Genomic DNA, 21,284 nt, shown 5'->3' on the forward strand with positions numbered 1-21,284 from the left:
ATGAGCGCCGGTCCCGCCTGCATCGCAAGCGGGACCGGCAATTGCTTCTCGGCGACCGTCCGGAGACTGTTCCATGTTCACCTATACGATCCGGCGACTGATGTTCGCCGTACCGACGCTGCTTGTCATAAGTTTCGTCATTTTCGCCCTGCTCGACCTCGCGCCGAACGATCCGCTGGCCGACCTGCCGCTGACCATTCCACCCGAGGTGCGCGAGCAGATCCGCGCGGCCATGGGCCTCGACGAGCCCTTTTTCATTCGCTACCTGCACTGGCTGCACCAGTTCTTCATCAATGAGCCGCTGAATATTTTCGAGCAGCTCACCGGGATGACCGTCGGCGACGGCGAACGCATGCGCGTTCTCTCCTGGGCGACCCGCAGTCCGGTCGTCGATCTCATCGTCCAGCGCCTGCCGCAGACGCTGTGGGTCGTCGGCATGGCCTATGTCTTCGGCATCCTTATCGCTATCCCGGTCGGCGTCATCTCCGCCTATCGCCAGTATTCGATCTTCGACCAGGTCGGCACATTCGTCACCATGGTCGGCTATTCGGTGCCGACTTTCTTCACCGGCGTGCTGCTGATCGTCATCTTCTCGTCCACGCTGCACTGGTTCCCCTCCATCTACGATACCAATCTGGTGGTGAACGACTGGTCCAGCTTCGTTGCGCAGGTTCGGCAGATGGTGCTGCCGGTCACGGTGCTGGCGCTCTACAATGCCTCGCAGATTGCGCGCTTCGTCAGGGCCTCGATGCTCGACAATCTCAGCCAGGATTATGTCCGCACCGCCCGCGCCAAGGGCGTCAAGGAAAAGACCGTGCTGTTGGTGCATGTGCTGCGCAACAGCCTGATCCCGGTGGTGACGGTCATCGCCCTTGGTGTTCCCACCATTTTTTCGGGCGCCATCATCACCGAGCAGATCTTCCGCGTGAACGGGCTCGGGCAATTGCTGATCACCGCGGTCCAGGGCGCCGATATCCCGCTGGTCCAGACGCTGACCTTCATCTTTGCGGTGCTGATCGTCCTGTTCAACCTGATCGCCGATGTCCTTTACGGCATTCTTGACCCGAGGATCCGCTATGACTGATGCGACCATCGCCTCCGCTCTTCCGGCCGCCAAGCGCGACACGGAAACCCCGATGGGCCTCTTCTGGCGCAGGTTCCGCCGGCACAAAGGCGGCGTTGCCGGCCTGGTGATCTTCGTCCTCATCCTGCTCGTCGTCTTTGTCGGCCCGCTGATCCATACCATCGACCCGAACAAGATCGATATCCGCGCGAAGAACCAGGGCCCGTCGCTGGCCCATCCCTTCGGCACCGACAATCTGGGCCACGATATGCTGGCACAGGTCATGGCCGGCGGTCAGATCTCGCTTGCGGTCGGCATCACCGCCATGCTGCTGGCGCTGCTGCTCGGCACTCTGGTGGGCGTGCTGTCCGGTTATTTCCGTCGGCTGGACGGTCCTTTGATGCGGCTGACCGACCTGTTCCTCGCTCTGCCGCTCCTGCCTTTGCTTCTCGTGATCATCATGCTGTTCCGCGATACCCTGCGGTCGGCCTTCGGTCCGGAGACCGGGATCTTCATCCTGATCGTCTTCGTGATCGGCATCACCAGCTGGATGCACACGGCCCGCATCGTGCGCGGCGATGTTCTTGCCGTCAAAAGCCAGGAATTCATCACTGCGGCGCAGAGCAGCGGCATGCGGGAGTACCGGATCGTGCTGCGGCATATCCTGCCGAATGTCCTCTCCTCCATCATGGTTTCGGCCACGCTCGGCATTGCGGCGGCGATCATCACGGAATCCGCGCTCAGCTTTCTCGGCCTGGGCTTTCCATCCGACTTCCCGACCTGGGGAAGGCTGCTCTTCGATGGCGCCAACTTCCTGCAGATCACGCCCTCGCGCGTGCTGTGGCCGGGCCTCGCCATCTCGCTCACGGTCCTCAGCGTCAACTATGTCGGCGATGCGGTGCGCGACGCGCTCGATCCGCGCAGCCTCTCGCGATAAAAGGGCGGAGGATAATGTCGTGTCGGCGGGCGCGAAAAAAAATGCAATTTTTTTGAAGGCCCGGGAACCAATGACCTGGCCGGTCGTTCTTATCACATCTGGAAGCGCCCCCGTCCCCCGCCCTTCAAAGCTTCCAGATAACTCTTCATCCCCCTCGAAGAGACCAACGGTCTCGATTTCTACGGAAATCGAGACCGTTTCTTTATGCGCATTCGCCGGACCAGGTTCGGTCCGAGCCAGATCCTCTCGAGACATATGGACAGGCGCACCCGAGGCCAAGGCCTGTCGAGACTTGATGAGACGATCGGCGACTATTCCGCCGCGTGATCGATGGGGAAGACCAGGCTGTAGCTGATGCGGTCCTGGGTGATCTGATAGCGCGCCTTGCCATTGACCGAGGCCGGAACAACGCGTTCCAGCACCGTGCTGCCGAAATTGGCCTTCAGCGTATCATCCAGGCTAAAGCCGTCATGCCGCGAATGCGGATTGCCGAGGCCTTCGTCCCAGCGCACTTCCAGAGAGTCATGCCCGTTGATCTGCACCTTGTGACAGCTGACGCCGATGGCGCGACCGCTCTTCACCAGCGAGCCATGGCTGACGGCATTGACGATCAGCTCATGCAGGGCGAGCCCGAGATGCAGCGACGCATTGGGGGTGAGCAGAACATCATCCCCGCTGATGCGCACAAGATGCGCATTGTCGGGGAGGTACTTCTCGGTCTGCTGTCGCACGAGCTCGAAGAAGTAGGCGCCGCGCCAACTGGAATCGGTAATCAGGTCCTGGGATTGCGAGAGCGAGTAGAGGCGACCGCGGAACTTGTTCAGGAACATGTCCAGCGTGACCGAATAGCGCGCCGTCTGCAGGGCAATGCTCTGGATGATCGCCAGGAGGTTTTTCGAGCGGTGGCTCACTTCGCGCAGCAGCGCCCGCAGCAGCCTCTCCCGGTGACGTTCCTCCGACCGGTCGACGATTGTCGTCACCAGATAAAGGCCCCGCCCCGTCAGCTCGACGCCCTGGACGCGAAATTCATAGACTTCGTCAGGACTGATGCTGAATTCGGCATGGCCTTTCTGGCCGCTTTCGGTAAGTCCGCGCTTCAGGTCCGCGAGCTTCTGGGCAATCTCGCTGCCGAAGAGGGATTGATCGCTGGGTGCGTCGCCGAGACCCGCCGACCAGGCTGGCGGCAGGTTGGTCACGAACAGATAGTCGTGATCGCTGTTTTGAATAATGACGCTTGCGCCGAGATCAACGAGAGCTGGCATGAAAAATTCACGCAACTTGTCGTCGCTCTCACCAGCCTGTTGCCATGTCAGCTGATGCGACAAGAAATCTACTCCGCCTTCATTGAGACCCGGTGACGCTTGTTGCCGAAGCCCGGTCCCTGGATCGCAACGTTGTTATAGGGCGATGGTCGGATCGGGACAACCCGGCTCGCCAGCTTTTGGTGGCAATTCTTTCTCGGCTAATCTCACCCGTCACCGACCAGAGCGAAAGACGCCCCGGCGTTTGGACCGGGTTCGGAGCGACGGGACGGCTCTGTCTGGCAGCGGGATTGGCATGGTGGCGGGGGAAAGCCCGGTCGATATATCCGCAGACGCACCAACGGCGGTCTGCGGACACATTTTCTAAAACAGCGGGCCGGTTCAGGCCGCCGCTTTGACCGCTTCGTTGAAGAAGAGTGCCTGGCTGATCAGCGCCTTGACCATATCCGGATTGAACGGCTTGGTGACCAGGAAGGCCGGCTCGGGGCGTTCGCCCGTCAGCAGCCGTTCCGGGAAAGCGGTGATGAAGATGACCGGCACGTTGGAGGTCTTGAGGATCTCGTTGACGGCGTCGATCCCGGAGCTGCCATCGGCGAGCTGGATATCGGCAAGCACCATTTTCGGATTCGACCCGTGGAAGAGGTTGACCGCTTCCTTATGCGTGCGTGCGATGCCGGTCACCCGATGACCCAGATCCTGCACCATCTGCTCGATATCGAGCGCGATAAGCGGCTCGTCTTCGATGATCATGATATCGGTTGCGACCTGGCGGGAAATCTCGCGCGACGCCTCATCGAGCAGACGCGTGACGTCTTCGACGTCGCCATCAAGAATTTCAGCCGTTTCCTCGAGCGTGAAACCTTCTACCGACACCAGCAGGAAGGCGTGACGCGCCTGGGACGGCAGGTTGGCGAGATTCGCCACCGCGCGCTGTTCCCATGCGAAAGGTGATTCGATCGGGCGAACTTCAATCGCCGTGGAACCGAAAATCGCGACAAAGAGTTTGTAGAGCGAGACGCGGTCTTTGGAGGTTTCCGGGAAAATGGAAATATCCGCAATCAAGGCTTCCAAGACCGCAGCGACATATGCGTCTCCCGAGGTCTGCGAGCCGGTAACGGCGCGGGCGTAGCGGCGCAGATATGGAAGGTGGGACGCAACGCGTGAGGTAAGTGACATTCAGAATCTCCCCTGATGCCCTGCGGGCAATGAACGTGGTAGAAACACTAACCGATAAAAAAAGTTCCGCCCACCGGGAACTTTTTTCGCGGCACGGAATTCTTAGGAGATACCGAATGGGCAGCCTGCGTGATGAGTGACGACGAAACCAGAAAAAAAGACAAGATGACCACAGCACAAGCAAATATCAGTCGGCCGGGCGGAGCGCTGCCGAATGCGTCGATCTCGCGCAAGCTGCGGGAATTCTACGATGCAGTGCAGGAAGAGGGTATTCCCGACCGCTTTCTCGATCTTCTCGAACGCCTGGAAGAAGCTGAGAAGAATTCGAAGTCGGTGAACGCGAAATGAGCACCAAGGAAGATGAGGTCAATCGCGCTTTCAAGCGTGATCTTTTGGCATCCCTGCCGAACCTGCGCGCTTTTGCGGTTTCCTTGACTGGCCGGCATGACAAGGCGGATGATCTTGTCCAGGACACGATCATGAAGGCTTGGGCCAACCAGACAAGCTTTACCGCTGGCACCAATATGCGTGCCTGGCTCTTCACGATCCTGCGCAACGAATTCTACAGCCAGATGCGCAAGCGCGGCCGTGAGGTGCAAGACAGCGACGGCCTGTTCAGCGAGCGTTTCTCTGTTCATCCCGAACAATATGGACGCCTCGATCTGCAGGACTTTCGCAAGGCACTGGATCTGTTGCCGGACGACCAGCGTGAGGCCATCATCCTGGTGGGTGCGGCGGGTTTCGCCTATGAAGAGGCTGCCTCGATCTGCGGCTGCGCCGTCGGAACGATCAAGAGCCGCGTCTCGCGCGCCCGTACCCGCCTGCAGGAAATGCTCGGCGTGGCCGGCGAAAGCGATTACGGTCCAGATCCCGGAGATGCGGCGATTACCGCCCGTGCATTCGGAAGCTGATCCCTCACCCCTCCCCCAGGCGTTTCGCCAGAGCCACCAGCAGGTCGTCATCAAACGGCTTCGCAATCACCGGCGCTCCGGCAAATCCCTTGACCCCCTGATAATAGCTGCGATCGACTGAGGCGAAGATAAGCCCCTGGCCCTCTTCGAACAGACGCCGCAATTCCTGGCCGATCTCGCCGGCAGACACCGATGCATCGGCCAGGATAACGTCAAAGCGCGTCGAGTGCAGATGATGAAGCGCGTCGCGGGGCATCGAAACGACGATCGCGCAGTTCAAAGCATCCATCAGGACCTGCTCTGCTTCCAGCGCAACAAGAAATTCGACATCGATGATGAGGATGCGCAAAGATCTGTTCCATATTGACGACCCGGACGCGTAAATCAGGTCGAAGTGGAAAGGTCATTTAAAAAAGACACTCCGGAGGCGGAAATCTTGCGCTAGAAGAACGATATTCTGTTACCGGATTCGTTCATGGCCTCGTCGAAAACCACCACGCCGACCCGCATTCCCTGCGAACTCTGTCCCCTGCGGCGCCGGCCGCATTTTCGTGACTTCGAACCCGAAGAACTGGCCTTCGTCAGCAGCTTCAAATACGGCGAGACATCCGTGGATCCCGGCGCCACCGTCATTTCGGAAGGCGAGCAGCATCCACAGCTCTATACCGCGCTGGCGGGCTGGAGCTTCCGCTACAAGATTCTCGAAGACGGACGTCGCCAGATCCTCAATTATATCCTGCCGGGTGACCTGGTTGGCCTGCAGGGCAATCTGATGGGGGAAATGCAGCACTCCGTGGAAGCCCTGACACGGGTCACGCTGTGCGTTTTCGAACGCGAGCGGCTGGGAACCCTGTTCCGCAACCATCCCTCGCTGGCCTACGACCTGACCTGGATCGCATCGCGCGAGGAATCCATGCTCGACGAACATCTTCTGAGCATCGGACGCCGCACGGCACTGGAACGCGCGGCCTATCTTCTCTCCTTCCTCGATCACCGGGCGCATGTGACCGGGGTCTTCAGCGAAGAAGGACCGGCCGTGCTGCCGCTGACACAGCAGCATGTCGCCGATACGCTCGGCCTGTCGCTGGTGCATACCAACAAGACCTTGCGCAAGCTGGCGGAATCCAGTGTCGTTCGATGGCTCGATCGCGGCTCGGAAGTGCTGGACCGCAAAAAGCTGCAGGACATAGCGGGCTGGTCGCCGATCGAGGAAAGGCGGCGCCCCTTCATCTGAAGAAGCGCCGCTCATAAGGATCGAAATTGTTTTCTTTTGCTTACTCGGCGATAATCGCCCGCAGCATCCACAGCGCCTTTTCGTGAAAGGTCAGCCGGTCGGTCAGCATGTCGGCCGTCACCACATCGCCGGCCTCGTCGGCGGCTTCCGCAGCCTTGCGCATGGTCTTCACCGCGGCCTCGTGATCGGCAACCAGATCATTGACCATGGAAATCGCCGTGAACTTGTCGACATCCTTGGCTTGCGGCGCAAAATCGGCCGCTTCGCCGAGAGAGGCCGGAGCCAGATGACCCAGGGCACGAATGCGTTCGGCGATAATGTCGGCGGCGTTGAACAAGACGCCGTAATGCTCTTCCGTCAAATCATGCAGCGGCTTGAACAGGGGACCCACCACATTCCAGTGGTAGACGTGGCTCTTGATCGTCAGGCGATAGGTTGCCGCGAGAATCTGCGACAGGCTCTCCGCCATTGTTTCGCGATAGGCCTTTTCAAGGCCGATATCGATATCCTCGTCATGGGATTTCGGCTTCAGGACAGCAGAGGCTTGTGCCATCTTCATTCTCCTTGATTGATCGTAGATAATCGGTCACCCGGCCCGGGCATCGGGCAGCAGCATCCCGATCCAGGTCGCCGGCGCAACCACGCCGACAGACCGGCAAGGCTCAGGCGTCCGGCGGATCGCCTGCGTCGCGTCCGCCGCCCAGCATGCGCAGGGCAAACAAAGCCACGCCGCCCGTGACTGCCGCGGCCATCAGCGGCCTCGATTTCATCATCACCGGCAGGAGCGACACGGCGGTCGTCATCATCAGCGCGCGGTTATTGGCGGCGGCCTCGCGACGCTTCCGCTCATCCGCCTTGTTCTTCACCGCGACCACGAGGACGATGATGAGCACCAGCAACAGGGCCAGACCGGCCACCGAACCGAGCGCGGCCACCGGCGTCATGCGCCTTGCAAGCCAGACGGCGAGCGCGGCGACGCCGGCGCCATAGGCGGTCAGCAGAAACAGGGCGATGAGCCCGTACAGAATGGCATTGCGACGCGTACGGTGGATCATCATGCTGAGATCCACCGACAGCAACGATGCCAGCAATGGCAGCAGACGAGCCATATCAGCGGCGCGAAAGAAGCGCGAAGAGGAAGCCGAGACCCGCGGCAATCGCCACCGACTGCAGCGGCTTGGTGCGGATCTGCCGCTCGAGATCGCGTTCCATCGACATCGCCTGGGCGCGCGCCGCATCCATCATCTGTGCGGAGGCATCCAGGGCGTCACTGGAGGCGCGACGGGCCTTGAATTTCAGATCTTCCGCCTTGGTGCTGCCGGCCGCCGCCACAGCCTTGGCCAGCGAGGAAATATCGTCGCGCAGCTGCTGAAGCTGCCGCTCGACATCGGCCTGCGAACCGGACCGCGGGAATTCGTTCGGCGTGTTCATCGACATCACGTTCTCCTTGAAAAGCAAGAGCGGGCGCATGCAGGGCCCAGACAAACGTGCGAGCCCTTCACCCGCCGCTCATTCGCCGGGTCAACGAGGATCGCGCGATTTTGTTCCATAGCAAGTTCGGGCTCTGCAAACCTTGCGCAGGATCAATCGCCGGGCGGTTCCGGCCAGGACATCACGCCGCCGCTCCAGGTCTCGAAAGCCTTGGCCAATCGCAGCACGAAGAGGTCGTCGAAACGCGGTCCGACGATTTGCAGGCCGATCGGCATGCCGGATCGCGAGAAGCCGCAATTGATGGAGGCGGCCGGCTGCTCCGACATGTTCCACGGCACGGTAAAGGCGATATGCTCGAAGGGGGCTGCCGGATCATTGGTCGGAGAGGCCCATTCCGCCGGGTAGGAGATGACGGGACTGGTGGGCGAGATGACGGCATCGACCGTTGAAAACAAAGCGGCGCAGGCCTTGCGCATCTCGATCGTCTGGTTGAAGCCGCTGACGGCCTCGGCGCCGGTCAGGCGGGCGCCCCCCTCCGCCCAGTCGAAGATATAGGGCAGGATCAGGCGCTGACGCTCCTGGTCCATCGCCTCGATCTCGCCCCAGAAGCGGGCGCGCCAGAAGCGGTCCAGACCGTCCATCATGGCGCGCGTCATGACCGGCGCAACCGGAACGACCTCCGCCCCCGCCTGTTCGAAGAGCCGCGCGGCGGCGATGACCGCATCCTTCACCTCCTCGTCCGGCGCGAGCCCGGTTCCGGCATCGAGCATAAGGCCGATCGTCAGGCCGCGCGGCTCAATGCCAAGATCCAGCCAGTCGAAGCTGTTCGGCGCCAGCGATGTCGCATCGCGCCAGTCCGGACGCGACAAAGGTCCCATGGCAAGCGCCGCATCCTCGACGAAACGTGTCATCGGCCCGGCACAGCGGCCGACATAGAAGGGATCGACCGGGATGCGCCCCTGGCTGGGCTTGAAGCCGAAAATGCCCGTCCACCCGGCGGGAAGACGGATCGAACCGCCAATATCGGTGCCGATATGCAGGGGCCCGAAGGCCGCAGCCGCCGCCGCCGCGGCACCCGCACTCGACCCGCCCGGATTCTGGCTGAGGTTCCAGGGATTGCGGCTCAGCGGGTGGAAGCTGGAAAGCCCCGAGGACAGCATGCCGTAATCGGGACAGGTCGTCTTTGCAAACAGGATGGCGCCCTCTTCGCGGCAACGGGCGGCGATGGGCGCATCCTCCTGTGCGGGACGGAGCTCCACGGCACGGGTGCCGAGCGGCACGGGATCGCCCTCGGTCGCGATAAGCTCCTTCAACGAGACCGGGATCCCGTCCAGCAGGCCGAGCGGCCGGCCTTCGGCCCAGCGTTCGGTGGCCGCGTCCGCCTCACGCCGTGCCCGCTCCAGATCATAGAGATAGAGCGCCTGCACATGCGGCTCGAAGGCCGCGATCCGCGCCTCAACCACATCCCAATATTCCCGCGGGGAAAGCGACTTCTGGGAGAAAAGGGTCCGGATCTGCCGTATCGTGAGGGTCAGCAAGTCGTGCATGGCATCATGGTTCCGTCGAAATTCAGAATGGGTCCCGTGGATCGAGGAGGTCGCGCAGGCCGTCGCCCAGCATGTTGAGCCCCATCACGGCAAGCGCGATCGCAAGGCCCGGAAGCAGGGCAAGCCAGGGCGCCTGGCCGAAAAAGGTCTGGGCTTCGGACAGCATGCGTCCCCAGCTCGGCGCCGGCGGGGGCATTCCAAGCCCGAGAAAGCTCAAACCCGCTTCGGTGAGGATGGCGAGACCGAGCTGGATGGTGATCTGCACGATGATCTGGTTGGATATGTTCGGCAGGACATGCACCAGGGTGATCCTGGCGCGGTTGCGGCCCATGCCGATGGCGGCCGTCACATAGTCGCGCGTCCAGATCTGCCGGGCGGCCCCAAGGGTCAGCCGGGCAAAGACCGGGACCATGAACACGGCGATGGCAATGATGGCGGTGAAGCGCCCGGCGCCGATAAAGGCCCCCAGGAGCATGGCCGAGAGAATGGGTGGAACGGCAAAGATGATGTCGCAGATGCGCATCACGATCGCCTCGGTCATGCCGCGAATGGCCGCGACGACCACGCCGACGAGCGTTCCGGCAAAGGCCCCGATAAAAACCGCCAGCACGGAGGTGGAGAGCGAATTCCAGGCGCCGACCATCAAAAGCGATAGAATATCGCGGCCGAACGGGTCGGTGCCCAGCAGGCCGTGTGCCAGCGGCGGCTTCAACCGGTGAGCGATCTGCATCCGCGTGGGCGAGACCGGCGTCCAGACGAGCGAGACGAGTGCGATGCCGACCAGCAGCAGCGTGATCACGAGGCCGAGCGACAGGGAGGGGCGGCGCAGGAAGAACGACATCAGCTGATCCCTGCCCGGAGCCGCGGATCGATCACGAGATAAGCGAGATCCACCAGAAAATTCATGACGATCACCAGCGCGGAGAAGAACAGCACGACATCCTGCATCACCACCACATCGCGCTGGGCGAGCGCCTGATAGGCCAGCCGCCCAAGGCCGGGCAGAGTAAAGACGTTTTCGACCAGCACGGCACCGGCGATCAGGAAGGTGAATTGCAGGCCGAGCATGGTGACGACCGGAATGAGCGCATTGGGCATGGCATGCCGCCAGAGGGCGGCCCGTTCCGACAGGCCCTTGGAGCGGGCGGTTCGCACATAATCCTCCCGCATCACTTCCAGCACCGCCGATCGGGTGACACGCATCAGCACGCCCGCCTGTGGCAGCGCGAGTGCGACCGCCGGGAGCAGGAGCGCCTGGAGCGCCGCGCCGAGGCCGGCACTCCAGCCGGGAAAGCCGCCGGATGGCATGATGCCAAGCGTGGTGGAAAACAGGATGATCAGGAGCAGCCCGACCCAGAAGGCGGGTACGGCGATGCTGACATGGGAGAAAAGGCCGGACACCATATCCCAGCCGCCATTCTGGTGACGGGCGGCCTGCACGCCAAGCGGCAGGGCGATGACGACGGAGAGGAGGATCGCCATCAGCGCCAGCGGCACGGTGACCGTCAGTCGTTCGGCAATCAGCCCGGCGACCGGAACGCCATAGGTGTAGGACTGGCCGAGATCACCGCGAAACACGCCGCCAAGCCAGGCGAGATAGCGGGCGGCGAGCGGCCGGTCGAGCCCCATGTCTCTTTGCAGCGCCGCAAGCGTATCCGGACTGGCCGAGGTGCCCAGAATGATGGAGGCCGGATCCCCCGGCAGGAGATCCATCACCGTGAAGATGATGGCGGAGACCAGAAGAAGCGTCAGAAGGAGACCGGCAAACCGGCGGAGAATTAGCGCAATCATATCCTGTCCCTCCGGGCTCCGCGGAGCGAAGGATGAAATGCCTGAGGCAGGCATGCAACGGAAATCGAGGGACACGGGTCAAGCCCCCCTCCGGCCTGCCCGCCAGGGGGCGGCGTCACCCTGTTCCCAGAGGCGGGACGACCCGGCCTGCGCCTCACTCCGTCCAATGCACCTGCGACAGAACATTGGAGGGGATGGGCTCGTTTTCCCAGAGCCCGACCACTTTCTTGTCCCATACGCCGAGCTTCGGCATCACGAAGAGGAAGAGCGCCGGCACATCCGTTGCAAGGATTGTCTGCGCCTCGCCATAGAGCCTTTCCTGCTCGGCCGCATCGGTGGTGGCCTCCACCTTGTCCAGCACCGCGTTGAAGGCCGGGTTCTTGTAATTGAAGTAATAGGGATCGCGCGCATAGATATCGATATCCATCGGTTCGGCATGTGCGACGATGGTCATGTCGAACTTGCCGCCCTTGAAGACGTCCGCCACCCACTTGGCCGGAAACTCGGTCGTCTCTATGCTCATGGTCACGCCGATTTCGGCAAACATGGCCTGCAGGATCTGCGCAGAGCGCTGCGCATAGACCATTTGCGGCGCCTTGATCGTGAAGGTGAAGCCGTCAGGATAGCCCGCTTCCGCAAGCAGCGCCTTGGCCTTTTCCGGATCATAAGGATGGGTGCCCGTCAGGTCCAGATAGCCCCGATCATTCGGCGTATAGTGACTGCCGATGGGCGTTCCGAAGCCGGACCAGGCGCCCTCGACCACCGCAGCACGGTCCACCGCCATCATCAGCGCCTGGCGCACCCGCCGGTCGTCGAAGGGCTTTTGGGCATTGTTCATGCCGGCAACCACTTTCAGTTCGGTATTGCCGATGACCGTCGCCAGCCGGTCCTCGGCTTTCAGGCTTTCCACCAGTTCGGGCGCGCCGAATTCCGGGACGGCATCCACATCGCCGGACTTCAGCGCAGCTGCCTGCGCCTGCGGATCGCCGATGAAGCGGAAGGTCGCCTTTTCCAGCTTTGCCGCGCCGGAGGCATTCCAGTAATCGGGATTGCGCGCCAGTTCCACGGAAGCGCCCTTGGTCCAGGTGACGAAGCGGAAGGGCCCGGTGCCTACCGGCATCGTCTTGTTGGTCTCTGCCGATTTCGGCGCGACCATGGAGGAGGACGGCCAGCCGAGCCAATAGAGAAGGCTGCTTGTCGGCTTCTTCAGGGTCAGGATGAGCGTTGCCGGATCCGGTGTCTCGACCGTCTCGATCGATGTGAAATACCGCTTCTGCGGATTGACCGAGTCTGCGCCTCTGGCTCGATCGATCGCGAATTTCGCCACGGCGGAATCGAAGGCCTCGCCGTCATGGAACTTCACCCCCTGGCGAAGCTTGAACGTATAGGTGAGGCCGTCCGGAGAGATGGTCCAGCTCTCGGCGAGCTGCGGCTGGATCTTGCCGTCGCGATCGATCGTCGTCAGCCCCTCGAAGATATTCTGCCAGGTCACCTGCCCGATCGCCACGGGAGCGGCGATCGTCGGATCAAGTCCGGTGGGTTCCACGGCCATGGCCAGCGTCAGATCGGTCCTTGGTGCCGCAGCCGCCGGAAGTCCGAAGGAAAGCGCCAGGCCGACCGTTGCCGACAGTCCGAACAGGCTGCGGCGCGACAGGCGGCTAACGGACAAAAGAAAATCTCGATGCATGGGCGGCATCCCCTGTTTTGCCTGATGGACGCTGCAGCGCTTCGCCCAAGGCTCGGTTGAGCCTCCAGAGTGGCACGGCTCTCGCGCTCACACAATTAGCATTTTTATGGTAGCCGTGTAACGGAAAACGCTACACGGACATGCTGCCGGTCCGGGCCGGCTTGCGGCCGGAAGGCCCGCGCATGAAGCCTTCGATGAAATCGACGAGTTTTCCGGCGGCGAACGACAATTGCCGATCGGGCGCAACGCAAAGGTCTATCGTGGTACGGACGCCTTTGCCGGCGGCCACCGGAATGGCGGCCATCATCCCGGCCTCGATTTCCCGCTGCACGGCCAGCGCCGGCAAAAGCGTCACCGCCGCCTTTTGCAGGACGAGCTCCTTCAGCATTTCCAGCGCGCCGGTCACGAAGACCGGATCGAGGTCGATGCCCAGCTTTTCGAACTGCTCCTCGAAGGCCTGTCTCGCGCCGAAACTCTTGTCCGGCAAAGCGAGCGCCAGGCCGGCGATCTCCTTCAGCGGAATGTCGGGCCGGCCCGCCGCCGGGTGATCCGCCCAAGTGATCAGGTCATAGGTGATCTCGGAGCGCAGCCTGACCTTCACCCCCTGCATTTTCGGCGCAAACAGCGTCACCACCAGATCGGCCTCCGCCGCTGCGAGAGCCTCTATCGCCTGTCGCGCGCTGGTGATCATCACCGAAAAACGCAGCTTCGGATAGCGCAGCGAAAATTGCGCCAGCACCGGGGCTAGCAGGTTGGCCACGGTCGCGCCATTGGCATAGATCACCACCCTGCCCCGCTGCAGGCCCTGCAGATCATCGATCAGCTGGTGAACATGCTCCAGCTCGCGAAAGGTGCGTCCGGCGCGCGCCGCTAGCAATTCGCCGGCGGCCGTGAGCTTGATGCCGCGATTGGAGCGTTCCACGAGGGCCGTGCCGAAGAAATGCTCCAGGTTTTCGATCTGCCGGCTGACGGCGGTCGGCGCCACATTGAGGTTCTCGGCAGCCGCGCGCATCGAATTGGTGCGCACCAGCTCATCGAAATACAGAAGGGCGCGAAGCTGCATAGGGGGTCCCGCAGGGTGAAAGAAGGGCAAGCCTTTGCGTCAGGTCCGGCGAAAGCCTTCGCTGGCCACCAGCAACTCGCGCGTATAATCGGCGGAAAAGGCGCGCTTTTCCAGTGCCTCCACCAAAACAGTTTCCACCACCTCGCCCTTGCGCATCACCGCCAGGCGATCGCACATATGGCTGACCACGCCGAGGTCATGGCTGACCATGACGAAGGTCAGGCCGCGATCCTTGCGCGCCTGTTCCAGCAGATTGAGGATCTCCGCCTGGATGGAGGCATCCAGCGCCGAGGTGGGCTCATCGAGAAGCAGGATCTTCGGCTCGAGAATGAGCGCCCTTGCAATGGCGATGCGCTGGCGCTGGCCGCCGGATAATTGGTGGGAATAGCGAAAGCGGAAGCCGGCGCCGAGACCCACTTCATCCAGCGCCCGGGCAATGCGGGCATCGACATCGGAAAAGCCGTGAATGTCCAGTGGCTCCAGCAGAAGACGATCCACCGTCTGGCGTGGATGCAGCGAGCCATAGGGGTCCTGGAAGACCATCTGCACCGTGCGATAGAAGTCCCGGTCGCGCTTCTGCCCGTCATAGCGCTTGCCGGACACGGTCAACGTCCCGCTTTCGAAGGCGTTGAGACCGGCAACCGCCCGCAGCAAGGTCGACTTGCCGGAACCGGATTCGCCGACAAGGCCGAAGGATTCACCCTCGACGACGCTGAGGCTGACGCCGTTCAGCGCCACGAATTCATCGAAGGCGACCACCATGTCGCGGATCGACAGGACCTCTCTGGTCATAGCGCCCACTCCGGCTTGCGCGCCAGCACGGGCAGCGGATGGCGGTTGGAGCCGATGGTCGGCAGGCAATTCAGCAATCCTTGCGTATAGGGATGTTTGGCCAGAGCGAGGTCGGCGGATGGCAATTCCTCCACGACCCGGCCGGCATACATGACCAGCACCCGGTCGCAGAAGGAGGAGACGAGGCGCAGGTCATGGCTGATGAAGATCAGTCCCATGCCGCGCTCGGCCACCAGCCTGTCAAGAATGGCGAGAACTTCGAGCTGCACCGTCACATCGAGCGCCGATGTCGGTTCGTCGGCAATCAGAAGTTCCGGGCCGCAGACCAGCATCATGGCGATCATGACGCGTTGCCCCATGCCGCCGGACACTTCATGCGGATAGAGATCGAAGACCCGCTCCGGCTCGCGGATCTGGACCGCCTCCAGCATGGCGATCGCCCTTTCCCGCCCCTGCCGGAAGGAAACCCGCTCATGCGTCTTCAAGGTCTCGATGATCTGGCGGCCAATGGTCATGACCGGGTTCAGCGAATATTTCGGATCCTGCAAAATCATGGCCAGACGCTTGCCGCGCAGCGACCTGCGCTTTGCCGCGGAGGCGGAGAGAAGATCGATCCCGTCAAAGGTCAGCGCCTTGGCGGTGATCCTGGCATGGCCGGGCGTGAGCCCCATGATGGCGCGGCCGGTCTGCGACTTGCCCGAGCCGGACTCCCCGACGATTCCCAGTCTCTCTTTGCCAAGCGTAAACGAGACGCCGCGCACCGCCTCGACCGAGCCGGTGCGGGTTGGAAAGGAGACGCGCAGGTCATCGACCGTCAGAAGCGGTGTCATTGTCCGGCCTCCTTCGGATCGAGCGCATCGCGCAGGCCATCGCCCAGGAGATTGAAGCCGAGGCTGACGATCAGGATGGCAAAGCCCGGCATGGCGGCCACCCACCATTGATCGAGGATGAAACGGCGGCCGGACGCAATCATTGCGCCCCATTCCGGCAGCGGCGGCTGTGCGCCGAGCCCGAGAAAGCCCAGTCCCGCCGCCGTCAGGATGATGCCCGCCATGTCGAGCGTGACGCGCACGATGAGCGACGAGGTGCATAGCGGCATCACGTGCCGTAGAACGATGCGGAACGGCGATGCCCCCATCAGCTTCACGGCCGCGATGAATTCGGAATTGCGGAAGGTCAGCGTCTCGGCGCGGGCGATGCGCGCATAAGGCGGCCAGGACGTCACGGCAATGGCGAGGATGGCGTTTTCGATGCCGGGTCCCAGAGCCGCCACCAGGGCCAGCGCCAGAACGAGCTTGGGAAAGGCGAGGAAGATGTCGGTGATCCGCATCAGGATCGCATCCACCCAGCCGCCGGCATAGCCCGAAACGGTGCCGATGATGAGACCGATGGGCGCCGCGATGATGGCCACCAGCACCACGACCATCAGCGTCAGCCGGGAGCCCTGGATGAGGCGCGACAGGATATCGCGCCCTTGATCGTCCGTGCCGAGCCAGTAGCCGGGCGTGCCGGGCGGCAGGAGCTGGGCATTGCGCAGATCGCCCTGGACCGCACTGTGCGGGGCCAGAAGATCGGCAAAAGCGGCGACGAACAGCAGGGCAAGCAGGATGAACAGCCCGAGCAGCGCCAGGCGGTTTTCCGAAAAACGCCGCCAGATCACATAGGCACGCCCAAGCTTCGCCTGCCTTCGCGAGGTGGGTCTGTCGGATAGCAGCCAGGCCCGGCTATACGGCTTGTCTTCGGCAGTCATGCTCATCGGCTGCGCGTCCTTGGATCAAGCGTGCGGTAGAGCACATCGGAAAAGAGGTTGATGCCGATGAAAACGGCGCCGATCACGATGGTCCCGCCAAGCACGGCGTTCATATCGGCATTCTGCAGCGAATTGGTGATGTAGAGGCCCAGTCCGGGCCACGAAAATATCGTTTCCGTCAGCACCGAACCCTCCAGCAGGCCGGCATAGGACAGAGCGATCACCGTCACCAGCGGCACGGCGGCGTTGCGCAGCGCATGGAACCAGATGATGCGGGTCTCCGACAGGCCCTTGGCCCGCGCGGCGACCACATATTCCTGGCTGAGCTCGTTCAGCATGAAGGAGCGCGTCATGCGGCTGATATAGGCGAGCGAGAAATAACCGAGAAGCGCGGCCGGCAAAGCGATGTGGCGGAACAGGTCCCAGAAGACATTCCATTGGCCGAGAACAAGCGCTTCCACCAGGAAGAAGCCCGTCTTCGGCGTGAATGTGAACTCGTAGACAATATCCATCCGCCCCGGATAGGCGACCCAGTTCAGTTTCGCATAGAAGACCAGCAAGGCCAGGAGCCCGAGCCAGAAGATCGGCACCGAATAGCCGATCAGGCCGATCACGCGCACCACCTGGTCTGCCAGGCTGTTGCGCTTGACCGCCGCCAGGACCCCGAGCGGCACGCCGAGGATCGCCCCGATCAGTGTGCCGAGCGTCGCGAGTTCGATGGTCGCCGGAAACACCCTCGCAATATCCGTCATGACCGGATTGGTGGTGAGCACGGACGTGCCGAAATTGCCGGTCAGCGCATCGCGGATATAGAGGAAGAACTGCTGCCAGAGCGGCAGGTTGAGACCGAGTTCCTCGCGCACGCGCTCCACCACATGCGAGGGCGCCCGGTCGCCGACAATGGCAAGCGCCGGATCGATCGGGACCACCCGGCCGATGAAGAAGGTCACGGCGAGAAGGCCGAGGAATGTGGTAACGACCGTCACGGCAAAGCGCAGGACGCCAAGCGTCCGCTTGGAGGCGCGGCTCCTGCCACGCCTCCTCACTGCGTTGGTTTGTAGAAGGCTCACAGGCCCGATCCTTGCAGGGACTTACTTCGAGACGGTGTAGACGAAGTTGGTCGAGAAGCTCGGACCGAGTTTGAAATCCTTCAGCTTGGAGGAATAGCCGGCCGTTTCGATCTGCTGGAACAGCATCACGAAGGGGCTGGTTTCCAGAACTTCCTTCTGCAGGGTCTGATAGATCGCGGCGCGCTTCTCGGTATCCTTTTCCAGAAGCGCCGCCTGGGTCTGCTTGGTCAGTTCCGGAACGTCCCAGGCATTGCGCCAGGCCAGCGTCTTGTTCTTGCCTTCATCGGAATTGTCCGGATTGAAGGTGAAGGTCTCGGCATTGGAATTGGGATCGAAATAGTCCGAGCCCCACTGGCCGATATAGATATCGTGCTGGCGGGCGCGATATTTGGTCAGCGTCTGCTTGCCGTCGCCGGGAATGATTTCCAGCTTCACGCCGGCCTGCGCCATGGTCTGCTGCACGCTTTCGGCAATGCCCGTCACCGGCTGCGTGTTGCGCACATCCATGGTCACGGTAAAGCCGTCGGCAAGGCCCGCTTTGGCGAGCAGTTCCTTGGCCTTGGCAACATCCAGCTTGTAGGGGTTCTCCGACACGGCGCCCAGCTGGCCCTCCGGCAGGAAGCTCTGATGGATCTTGCCGATGCCCTTGATGAGCTTGTCGCCGATCGCGGTGTAATCGACGAGATATTTGAAGGCCTCCGCCACTTCCGGCTTGGCAAGGTTCGGATTCTTCTGGTTGAGGCTGAAATAGTAGAGCGTGCTCTTCGGCGCCGAGGTGACCGAGAGGCCCTCCTTGCCTTCGATGGCGGCAAGATCGCCGGGCTGCAGGTTGCGGGCCACGTCGATATCGCCGTTCTCGAGCGCCAGCCGCTGGCTGGAGCTTTCCTTGATATGACGATAGACGACGCGCTTCAGCTTGGGAGCCTCACCATAATAGTTCGGATTGGCTTCCATGATGACCGCTTCATTGGCGCGCCAGGCCAGAACCTTGTACGGGCCGGAGCCGGCATAGCCGGTCTTCAGGAATTCATTGCCGAAATCGGTATCCCATTTGTAATCGGCCGACGGCGTGACGGCCTTGGCCTTTTCCGATACCAGCTTCTTGTCGACCACGGAGGCCACGGAGGCCGTGAGAACGTTCAGCACGAAGCTCGGCGCATAGGGCTTGTCGACCGTGAAGGTGAAGGTCTGCGGATCGGCCGCCTTGGCCTTTTCGGTGATATTGTCGCCCGTCAGGCCGAACTGGGTAAGCAGGAAGGCCGGCGACTTGTCGAGCTTGATCGCCCGTTCGAAGGAATAGGCCACATCTTCTGCGGTAACCGGATTGCCCGAGGCGAATTTCACATCCGGCTTCAGCTTGAACGTATAGGTCATGCCGTCATCCGACACGGTCCAGCTATCGGCCAGATCGCCGACGACCTTGGACGTATCCGAAGGATCGAGCGTGACGAGCAGGCTGTAGCTGTTGGCGGTGACTTCGGCGGTCGAGAGCTCGAAGGCCTCTGCCGGATCAAGCGAGATGATGTCGTCGATCGCCAGCGCTTCCACCAGCGTATCGGCCGGGGTTGCGGCAAAGGCCTGCGGCGCCGAAATCATCACGAGCGACAGAGCCGCACTGGTGGTCAGAAGGCGAAAATTGCGGTGAAGCGCGGTCATCATGTTGATTTCCCCAATTTTGTTGTTTGCGAGCAGTTCAAGAGAATGGGTCGGCGCGGCGCGTTTTCCAGTGACCGGTTCACGCGTCCCAGGTCTGCGCAAGAACTCTCAGCCAGTTTTCCCGGCAGAGTTTTGCAAGCTCCTCATCAGCGTAGCCCGCGTTTTTCAGCGCGGCAACCAGTTTCTGATTGCCGCTTGCATCGCCGATATCCTGCGGAACCGTGGCGCCGTCGAAGTCCGATCCCAGCCCCACGCAGTCTATCCCCATGCGCTCGACCATGGCGTCGATATGCTGGACCATCAGAGCAAGACTGGTATCGGCATCGTCGCGTGCATCCGGGCGCAGCATGGTGACGGCATAGTTGAGACCGACGATCCCGTGCCGCTCCTTGATCGCATCCATCTGCCGGTCCGTCAGGTTGCGCGCCACCGGCGTGAGCGCGTGGACATTGGAATGGCTGGCAATCAGCGGCTGCGACGAGGTCTTTGCCACATCCCAGAATCCCTGCTCGGTGATATGGGCGAGATCGACGGCGATCCCCAGCCGGTCGCAGGCTTTCACCAGTTCGAAGCCGAGATCCGTCAGGCCGGGGCCGGTATCCGGCGACATTGGAAAGGCGAAGGGCACGCCGTGGCCGAAGGCATTGTTGCGGCTCCAGACAGGGCCGAGCGAGCGCAGGCCCGCGGCATGAAAGACCTCGAGCGCCGACAGATCCGGATCGATCGCCTCGCAGCCCTCCATATGCAGGACGCAGGCGAAGATCCCGTCCTTTTGCGCGCGGCGGATCTCGTCAGTGCTGCGGCAGATGCGCCACGCGCCGGCCCTGTCTAGACGATGCGCCAGTGCGAGCTTTTCGATCGCGATATCCAGCGAAGGTGCCCGTTCCAGCGGCGCCGCAAGCGGCGTCTCGTAATGGCCCTTGGCGTCCGGCTCCTGCAGGATCAGGTCGCCGGAGGGAATGTAGATGGCGCAGAGCCCGCCGGCGAGACCTCCCATGGCGGCGCGGGGACCATCGATATGACCCTCCCGCGTGCCGTTTGCGAATTCCGCGACCGGATCCCCTCCGTTGCGCATGTTTCGCCAAAGACGCAGAAGCACATCATTGTGCCCGTCAAACACCCATTCCATACTCGGCCTGTCCGCATTCTCTAATTCAGTCATCTGCCTGCGATCCTAGGCTGATCGGGAAACACATCGCAAGCAGCAAATTCGAATGCTCACAGACGCCAGATCCCATCGCCGGCCTTCGTCAGAACCGGCGTCTGGAAAACGCCATGCACCCTGGCGGAAAAGGAGGGATGGGATTTTGCCAAAGCGTCGCGCCAGCGATCCGATTGCAGCATGGCAGCGCCGATGGCGACCGGTTCCACGTCGATCGCCGTCATCAGGTCCAGGCCCGCCCGAATGGAGGAGCCGCTGGAAATCACGTCATCCACCAGCGCAACCCGACGCCCCTGCAACAGCGGCAGCATGCGCGGATCGACATAGAGCCGCTTGACCTGATCCGGCGTGGTGACGGAGGACAGGGGAACAGAAAGCGTTTCGTCATACCAGAACTTGCGCGAGGTTCCTAAAGGCACGTAGCGGGTGTGACCCAGATGGCGCGCCACGGCTGCGGCAAGCGTCAGCCCGAGCGTCGGCAGCCCCACGACGACCTCAGGCTTCTGCTCGGCAAGCCGCGCGGCGAGATCCGCCGAAAGCGCCTCCACGACGGCAAAGCTTGCCTGGTTGACGATCAGCGACGCCAGCGCGTGCTTGCCGTCCGATAGCGGACGGATGGGAAGACGGATCTGCCGCCCGTCTTGCAGTTCGGCGGGGAAGAATCCGCTGAACGGACCGTCTGGGGAAAAACTCCCGGGGGCATGGATCTCCTGCCAGAAATCCTGCGCCAGAAGAGGAAGCTGCATATCGTG

At 62.2% G+C, this 21,284-nt stretch carries 23 protein-coding genes; 5 read left to right on the top strand and 18 right to left on the bottom strand.

Annotation, left to right across the window (positions count from 1 at the left end; all coding sequences use genetic code 11):
* Positions 1-73 precede the first annotated feature (73 nt).
* Together QTJ18_RS18630 and QTJ18_RS18635 are read left to right on the top strand one after the other, a co-directional pair.
* Complete coding sequence (locus tag QTJ18_RS18630) at positions 74-1,084, top strand: ABC transporter permease (RefSeq protein WP_252752550.1); 1,011 nt, start codon at positions 74-76, stop codon at positions 1,082-1,084.
* Positions 1,077-2,000: an ABC transporter permease gene (locus tag QTJ18_RS18635; RefSeq protein WP_252752549.1), complete on the top strand. Its 924-nt coding sequence runs from the start codon at positions 1,077-1,079 to the stop codon at positions 1,998-2,000. The genes QTJ18_RS18630 and QTJ18_RS18635 overlap by 8 nt, the downstream gene beginning before the upstream one ends.
* A gap of 311 nt (positions 2,001-2,311) precedes the next feature.
* Here QTJ18_RS18635 and QTJ18_RS18640 read toward each other — a convergent pair whose 3' ends face one another.
* Positions 2,312-3,262 carry a sensor histidine kinase gene (locus QTJ18_RS18640; RefSeq protein WP_252752548.1) on the bottom strand — a complete coding sequence of 317 codons (951 nt, stop codon included), beginning with the start codon at positions 3,260-3,262 and terminating at the stop codon, positions 2,312-2,314.
* A gap of 381 nt (positions 3,263-3,643) precedes the next feature.
* Positions 3,644-4,438, bottom strand: a complete 795-nt coding sequence (locus QTJ18_RS18645; RefSeq protein WP_252752547.1) for a response regulator — start codon at positions 4,436-4,438, stop codon at positions 3,644-3,646.
* Positions 4,439-4,603: 165 nt separating this feature from the next.
* Between QTJ18_RS18645 and QTJ18_RS18650 the strand changes: the two genes are divergently transcribed.
* Both QTJ18_RS18650 and QTJ18_RS18655 read left to right on the top strand, forming a co-directional pair.
* Entirely contained in the window at positions 4,604-4,786 is a 183-nt protein-coding gene (locus QTJ18_RS18650) for a NepR family anti-sigma factor (RefSeq protein WP_252752880.1), read from the top strand.
* Complete coding sequence (locus QTJ18_RS18655) at positions 4,783-5,349, top strand: RNA polymerase sigma factor (protein WP_252752546.1); 567 nt, start codon at positions 4,783-4,785, stop codon at positions 5,347-5,349. Before QTJ18_RS18650 ends, QTJ18_RS18655 begins: the two co-directional genes overlap by 4 nt.
* A 4-nt stretch (positions 5,350-5,353) precedes the next feature.
* Here the strand turns inward: QTJ18_RS18655 and QTJ18_RS18660 are convergent, their stop codons facing one another.
* Positions 5,354-5,698 carry a hypothetical protein gene (locus QTJ18_RS18660; protein WP_252752545.1) on the bottom strand — a complete coding sequence of 115 codons (345 nt, stop codon included), beginning with the start codon at positions 5,696-5,698 and terminating at the stop codon, positions 5,354-5,356.
* Positions 5,699-5,824: 126 nt separating this feature from the next.
* Here QTJ18_RS18660 and QTJ18_RS18665 point away from each other — a divergent pair, with 126 nt between their 5' ends.
* Positions 5,825-6,583 (top strand): Crp/Fnr family transcriptional regulator, encoded by a 759-nt coding sequence (locus QTJ18_RS18665; RefSeq protein WP_252752544.1) that lies wholly within the window; start codon positions 5,825-5,827, stop codon positions 6,581-6,583.
* 40 nt (positions 6,584-6,623) lie between these two features.
* Here QTJ18_RS18665 and QTJ18_RS18670 read toward each other — a convergent pair whose 3' ends face one another.
* The 15 genes from QTJ18_RS18670 to QTJ18_RS18740 all read right to left on the bottom strand — a co-directional run bounded on the left by QTJ18_RS18670 (position 6,624) and on the right by QTJ18_RS18740 (position 21,278).
* Positions 6,624-7,136: a Dps family protein gene (locus QTJ18_RS18670; RefSeq protein WP_252752543.1), complete on the bottom strand. Its 513-nt coding sequence runs from the start codon at positions 7,134-7,136 to the stop codon at positions 6,624-6,626.
* A gap of 109 nt (positions 7,137-7,245) precedes the next feature.
* Positions 7,246-7,641, bottom strand: coding sequence for a hypothetical protein (locus QTJ18_RS18675; RefSeq protein ID WP_252752542.1), 396 nt, complete (start codon positions 7,639-7,641; stop codon positions 7,246-7,248).
* 52 nt (positions 7,642-7,693) lie between these two features.
* Positions 7,694-8,020: an ElaB/YgaM/YqjD family protein gene (locus QTJ18_RS18680; RefSeq protein WP_252752541.1), complete on the bottom strand. Its 327-nt coding sequence runs from the start codon at positions 8,018-8,020 to the stop codon at positions 7,694-7,696.
* A 146-nt stretch (positions 8,021-8,166) separates the two neighbouring features.
* On the bottom strand, positions 8,167-9,561 hold the full coding sequence (locus QTJ18_RS18685) for an amidase (RefSeq protein WP_252752540.1): 1,395 nt from the start codon (positions 9,559-9,561) through the stop codon (positions 8,167-8,169).
* Positions 9,562-9,583: 22 nt separating this feature from the next.
* Positions 9,584-10,402 (bottom strand): ABC transporter permease, encoded by an 819-nt coding sequence (locus QTJ18_RS18690; RefSeq protein ID WP_252752539.1) that lies wholly within the window; start codon positions 10,400-10,402, stop codon positions 9,584-9,586.
* Positions 10,402-11,352 carry an ABC transporter permease gene (locus QTJ18_RS18695; protein ID WP_252752538.1) on the bottom strand — a complete coding sequence of 317 codons (951 nt, stop codon included), beginning with the start codon at positions 11,350-11,352 and terminating at the stop codon, positions 10,402-10,404. The genes QTJ18_RS18690 and QTJ18_RS18695 overlap by 1 nt, the downstream gene beginning before the upstream one ends.
* A 154-nt stretch (positions 11,353-11,506) precedes the next feature.
* Positions 11,507-13,039 carry an ABC transporter substrate-binding protein gene (locus QTJ18_RS18700; RefSeq protein ID WP_252752537.1) on the bottom strand — a complete coding sequence of 511 codons (1,533 nt, stop codon included), beginning with the start codon at positions 13,037-13,039 and terminating at the stop codon, positions 11,507-11,509.
* Positions 13,040-13,169: 130 nt separating this feature from the next.
* Positions 13,170-14,102 carry a LysR family transcriptional regulator gene (locus QTJ18_RS18705; protein ID WP_252752536.1) on the bottom strand — a complete coding sequence of 311 codons (933 nt, stop codon included), beginning with the start codon at positions 14,100-14,102 and terminating at the stop codon, positions 13,170-13,172.
* Between the two features lie 39 nt (positions 14,103-14,141).
* The gene (locus tag QTJ18_RS18710) at positions 14,142-14,894 is read right to left on the bottom strand and encodes an ABC transporter ATP-binding protein (protein WP_252752535.1); all 753 of its coding nucleotides are present in this window, start codon (positions 14,892-14,894) and stop codon (positions 14,142-14,144) included.
* A complete protein-coding gene (locus QTJ18_RS18715; RefSeq protein WP_252752534.1) occupies positions 14,891-15,724 on the bottom strand; it encodes an ABC transporter ATP-binding protein in 834 nt (277 codons plus the stop codon). The genes QTJ18_RS18710 and QTJ18_RS18715 overlap by 4 nt, the downstream gene beginning before the upstream one ends.
* On the bottom strand, positions 15,721-16,650 hold the full coding sequence (locus QTJ18_RS18720; protein WP_252752533.1) for an ABC transporter permease: 930 nt from the start codon (positions 16,648-16,650) through the stop codon (positions 15,721-15,723). The genes QTJ18_RS18715 and QTJ18_RS18720 overlap by 4 nt, the downstream gene beginning before the upstream one ends.
* On the bottom strand, positions 16,647-17,714 hold the full coding sequence (locus tag QTJ18_RS18725; protein ID WP_252752532.1) for an ABC transporter permease: 1,068 nt from the start codon (positions 17,712-17,714) through the stop codon (positions 16,647-16,649). The genes QTJ18_RS18720 and QTJ18_RS18725 overlap by 4 nt, the downstream gene beginning before the upstream one ends.
* A 21-nt stretch (positions 17,715-17,735) precedes the next feature.
* On the bottom strand, positions 17,736-19,373 hold the full coding sequence (locus QTJ18_RS18730) for an ABC transporter substrate-binding protein (protein WP_252752531.1): 1,638 nt from the start codon (positions 19,371-19,373) through the stop codon (positions 17,736-17,738).
* 76 nt (positions 19,374-19,449) lie between these two features.
* On the bottom strand, positions 19,450-20,499 hold the full coding sequence (locus tag QTJ18_RS18735; RefSeq protein WP_252752879.1) for a dipeptidase: 1,050 nt from the start codon (positions 20,497-20,499) through the stop codon (positions 19,450-19,452).
* An 89-nt stretch (positions 20,500-20,588) separates the two neighbouring features.
* On the bottom strand, positions 20,589-21,278 hold the full coding sequence (locus tag QTJ18_RS18740) for a phosphoribosyltransferase (protein WP_252752530.1): 690 nt from the start codon (positions 21,276-21,278) through the stop codon (positions 20,589-20,591).
* Between the last annotated feature and the right edge of the window lie 6 nt (positions 21,279-21,284).

The organism is Rhizobium sp. SSA_523 (assembly GCF_030435705.1).
GTDB lineage: Bacteria > Pseudomonadota > Alphaproteobacteria > Rhizobiales > Rhizobiaceae > Neorhizobium.

Excerpts from the sequence above, each read along its gene's own strand:
- QTJ18_RS18630 (WP_252752550.1), top strand. The coding sequence starts at position 74 with ATGTTCACCTATACGATCCGGCGACTGATGTTCGCCGTACCGACGCTG.
- QTJ18_RS18635 (WP_252752549.1), top strand. The coding sequence starts at position 1,077 with ATGACTGATGCGACCATCGCCTCCGCTCTTCCGGCCGCCAAGCGCGAC.
- QTJ18_RS18640 (WP_252752548.1), bottom strand. The coding sequence starts at position 3,262 with ATGCCAGCTCTCGTTGATCTCGGCGCAAGCGTCATTATTCAAAACAGC.
- QTJ18_RS18645 (WP_252752547.1), bottom strand. The coding sequence starts at position 4,438 with ATGTCACTTACCTCACGCGTTGCGTCCCACCTTCCATATCTGCGCCGC.
- QTJ18_RS18650 (WP_252752880.1), top strand. The coding sequence starts at position 4,604 with ATGACCACAGCACAAGCAAATATCAGTCGGCCGGGCGGAGCGCTGCCG.
- QTJ18_RS18655 (WP_252752546.1), top strand. The coding sequence starts at position 4,783 with ATGAGCACCAAGGAAGATGAGGTCAATCGCGCTTTCAAGCGTGATCTT.
- QTJ18_RS18665 (WP_252752544.1), top strand. The coding sequence starts at position 5,825 with ATGGCCTCGTCGAAAACCACCACGCCGACCCGCATTCCCTGCGAACTC.
- QTJ18_RS18670 (WP_252752543.1), bottom strand. The coding sequence starts at position 7,136 with ATGGCACAAGCCTCTGCTGTCCTGAAGCCGAAATCCCATGACGAGGAT.
- QTJ18_RS18675 (WP_252752542.1), bottom strand. The coding sequence starts at position 7,641 with ATGATGATCCACCGTACGCGTCGCAATGCCATTCTGTACGGGCTCATC.
- QTJ18_RS18680 (WP_252752541.1), bottom strand. The coding sequence starts at position 8,020 with ATGTCGATGAACACGCCGAACGAATTCCCGCGGTCCGGTTCGCAGGCC.
- QTJ18_RS18685 (WP_252752540.1), bottom strand. The coding sequence starts at position 9,561 with ATGCACGACTTGCTGACCCTCACGATACGGCAGATCCGGACCCTTTTC.
- QTJ18_RS18690 (WP_252752539.1), bottom strand. The coding sequence starts at position 10,402 with ATGTCGTTCTTCCTGCGCCGCCCCTCCCTGTCGCTCGGCCTCGTGATC.
- QTJ18_RS18695 (WP_252752538.1), bottom strand. The coding sequence starts at position 11,352 with ATGATTGCGCTAATTCTCCGCCGGTTTGCCGGTCTCCTTCTGACGCTT.
- QTJ18_RS18700 (WP_252752537.1), bottom strand. The coding sequence starts at position 13,039 with ATGCATCGAGATTTTCTTTTGTCCGTTAGCCGCCTGTCGCGCCGCAGC.
- QTJ18_RS18705 (WP_252752536.1), bottom strand. The coding sequence starts at position 14,102 with ATGCAGCTTCGCGCCCTTCTGTATTTCGATGAGCTGGTGCGCACCAAT.
- QTJ18_RS18710 (WP_252752535.1), bottom strand. The coding sequence starts at position 14,894 with ATGACCAGAGAGGTCCTGTCGATCCGCGACATGGTGGTCGCCTTCGAT.
- QTJ18_RS18715 (WP_252752534.1), bottom strand. The coding sequence starts at position 15,724 with ATGACACCGCTTCTGACGGTCGATGACCTGCGCGTCTCCTTTCCAACC.
- QTJ18_RS18720 (WP_252752533.1), bottom strand. The coding sequence starts at position 16,650 with ATGAGCATGACTGCCGAAGACAAGCCGTATAGCCGGGCCTGGCTGCTA.
- QTJ18_RS18730 (WP_252752531.1), bottom strand. The coding sequence starts at position 19,373 with ATGATGACCGCGCTTCACCGCAATTTTCGCCTTCTGACCACCAGTGCG.
- QTJ18_RS18735 (WP_252752879.1), bottom strand. The coding sequence starts at position 20,499 with ATGGAATGGGTGTTTGACGGGCACAATGATGTGCTTCTGCGTCTTTGG.
- QTJ18_RS18740 (WP_252752530.1), bottom strand. The coding sequence starts at position 21,278 with ATGCAGCTTCCTCTTCTGGCGCAGGATTTCTGGCAGGAGATCCATGCC.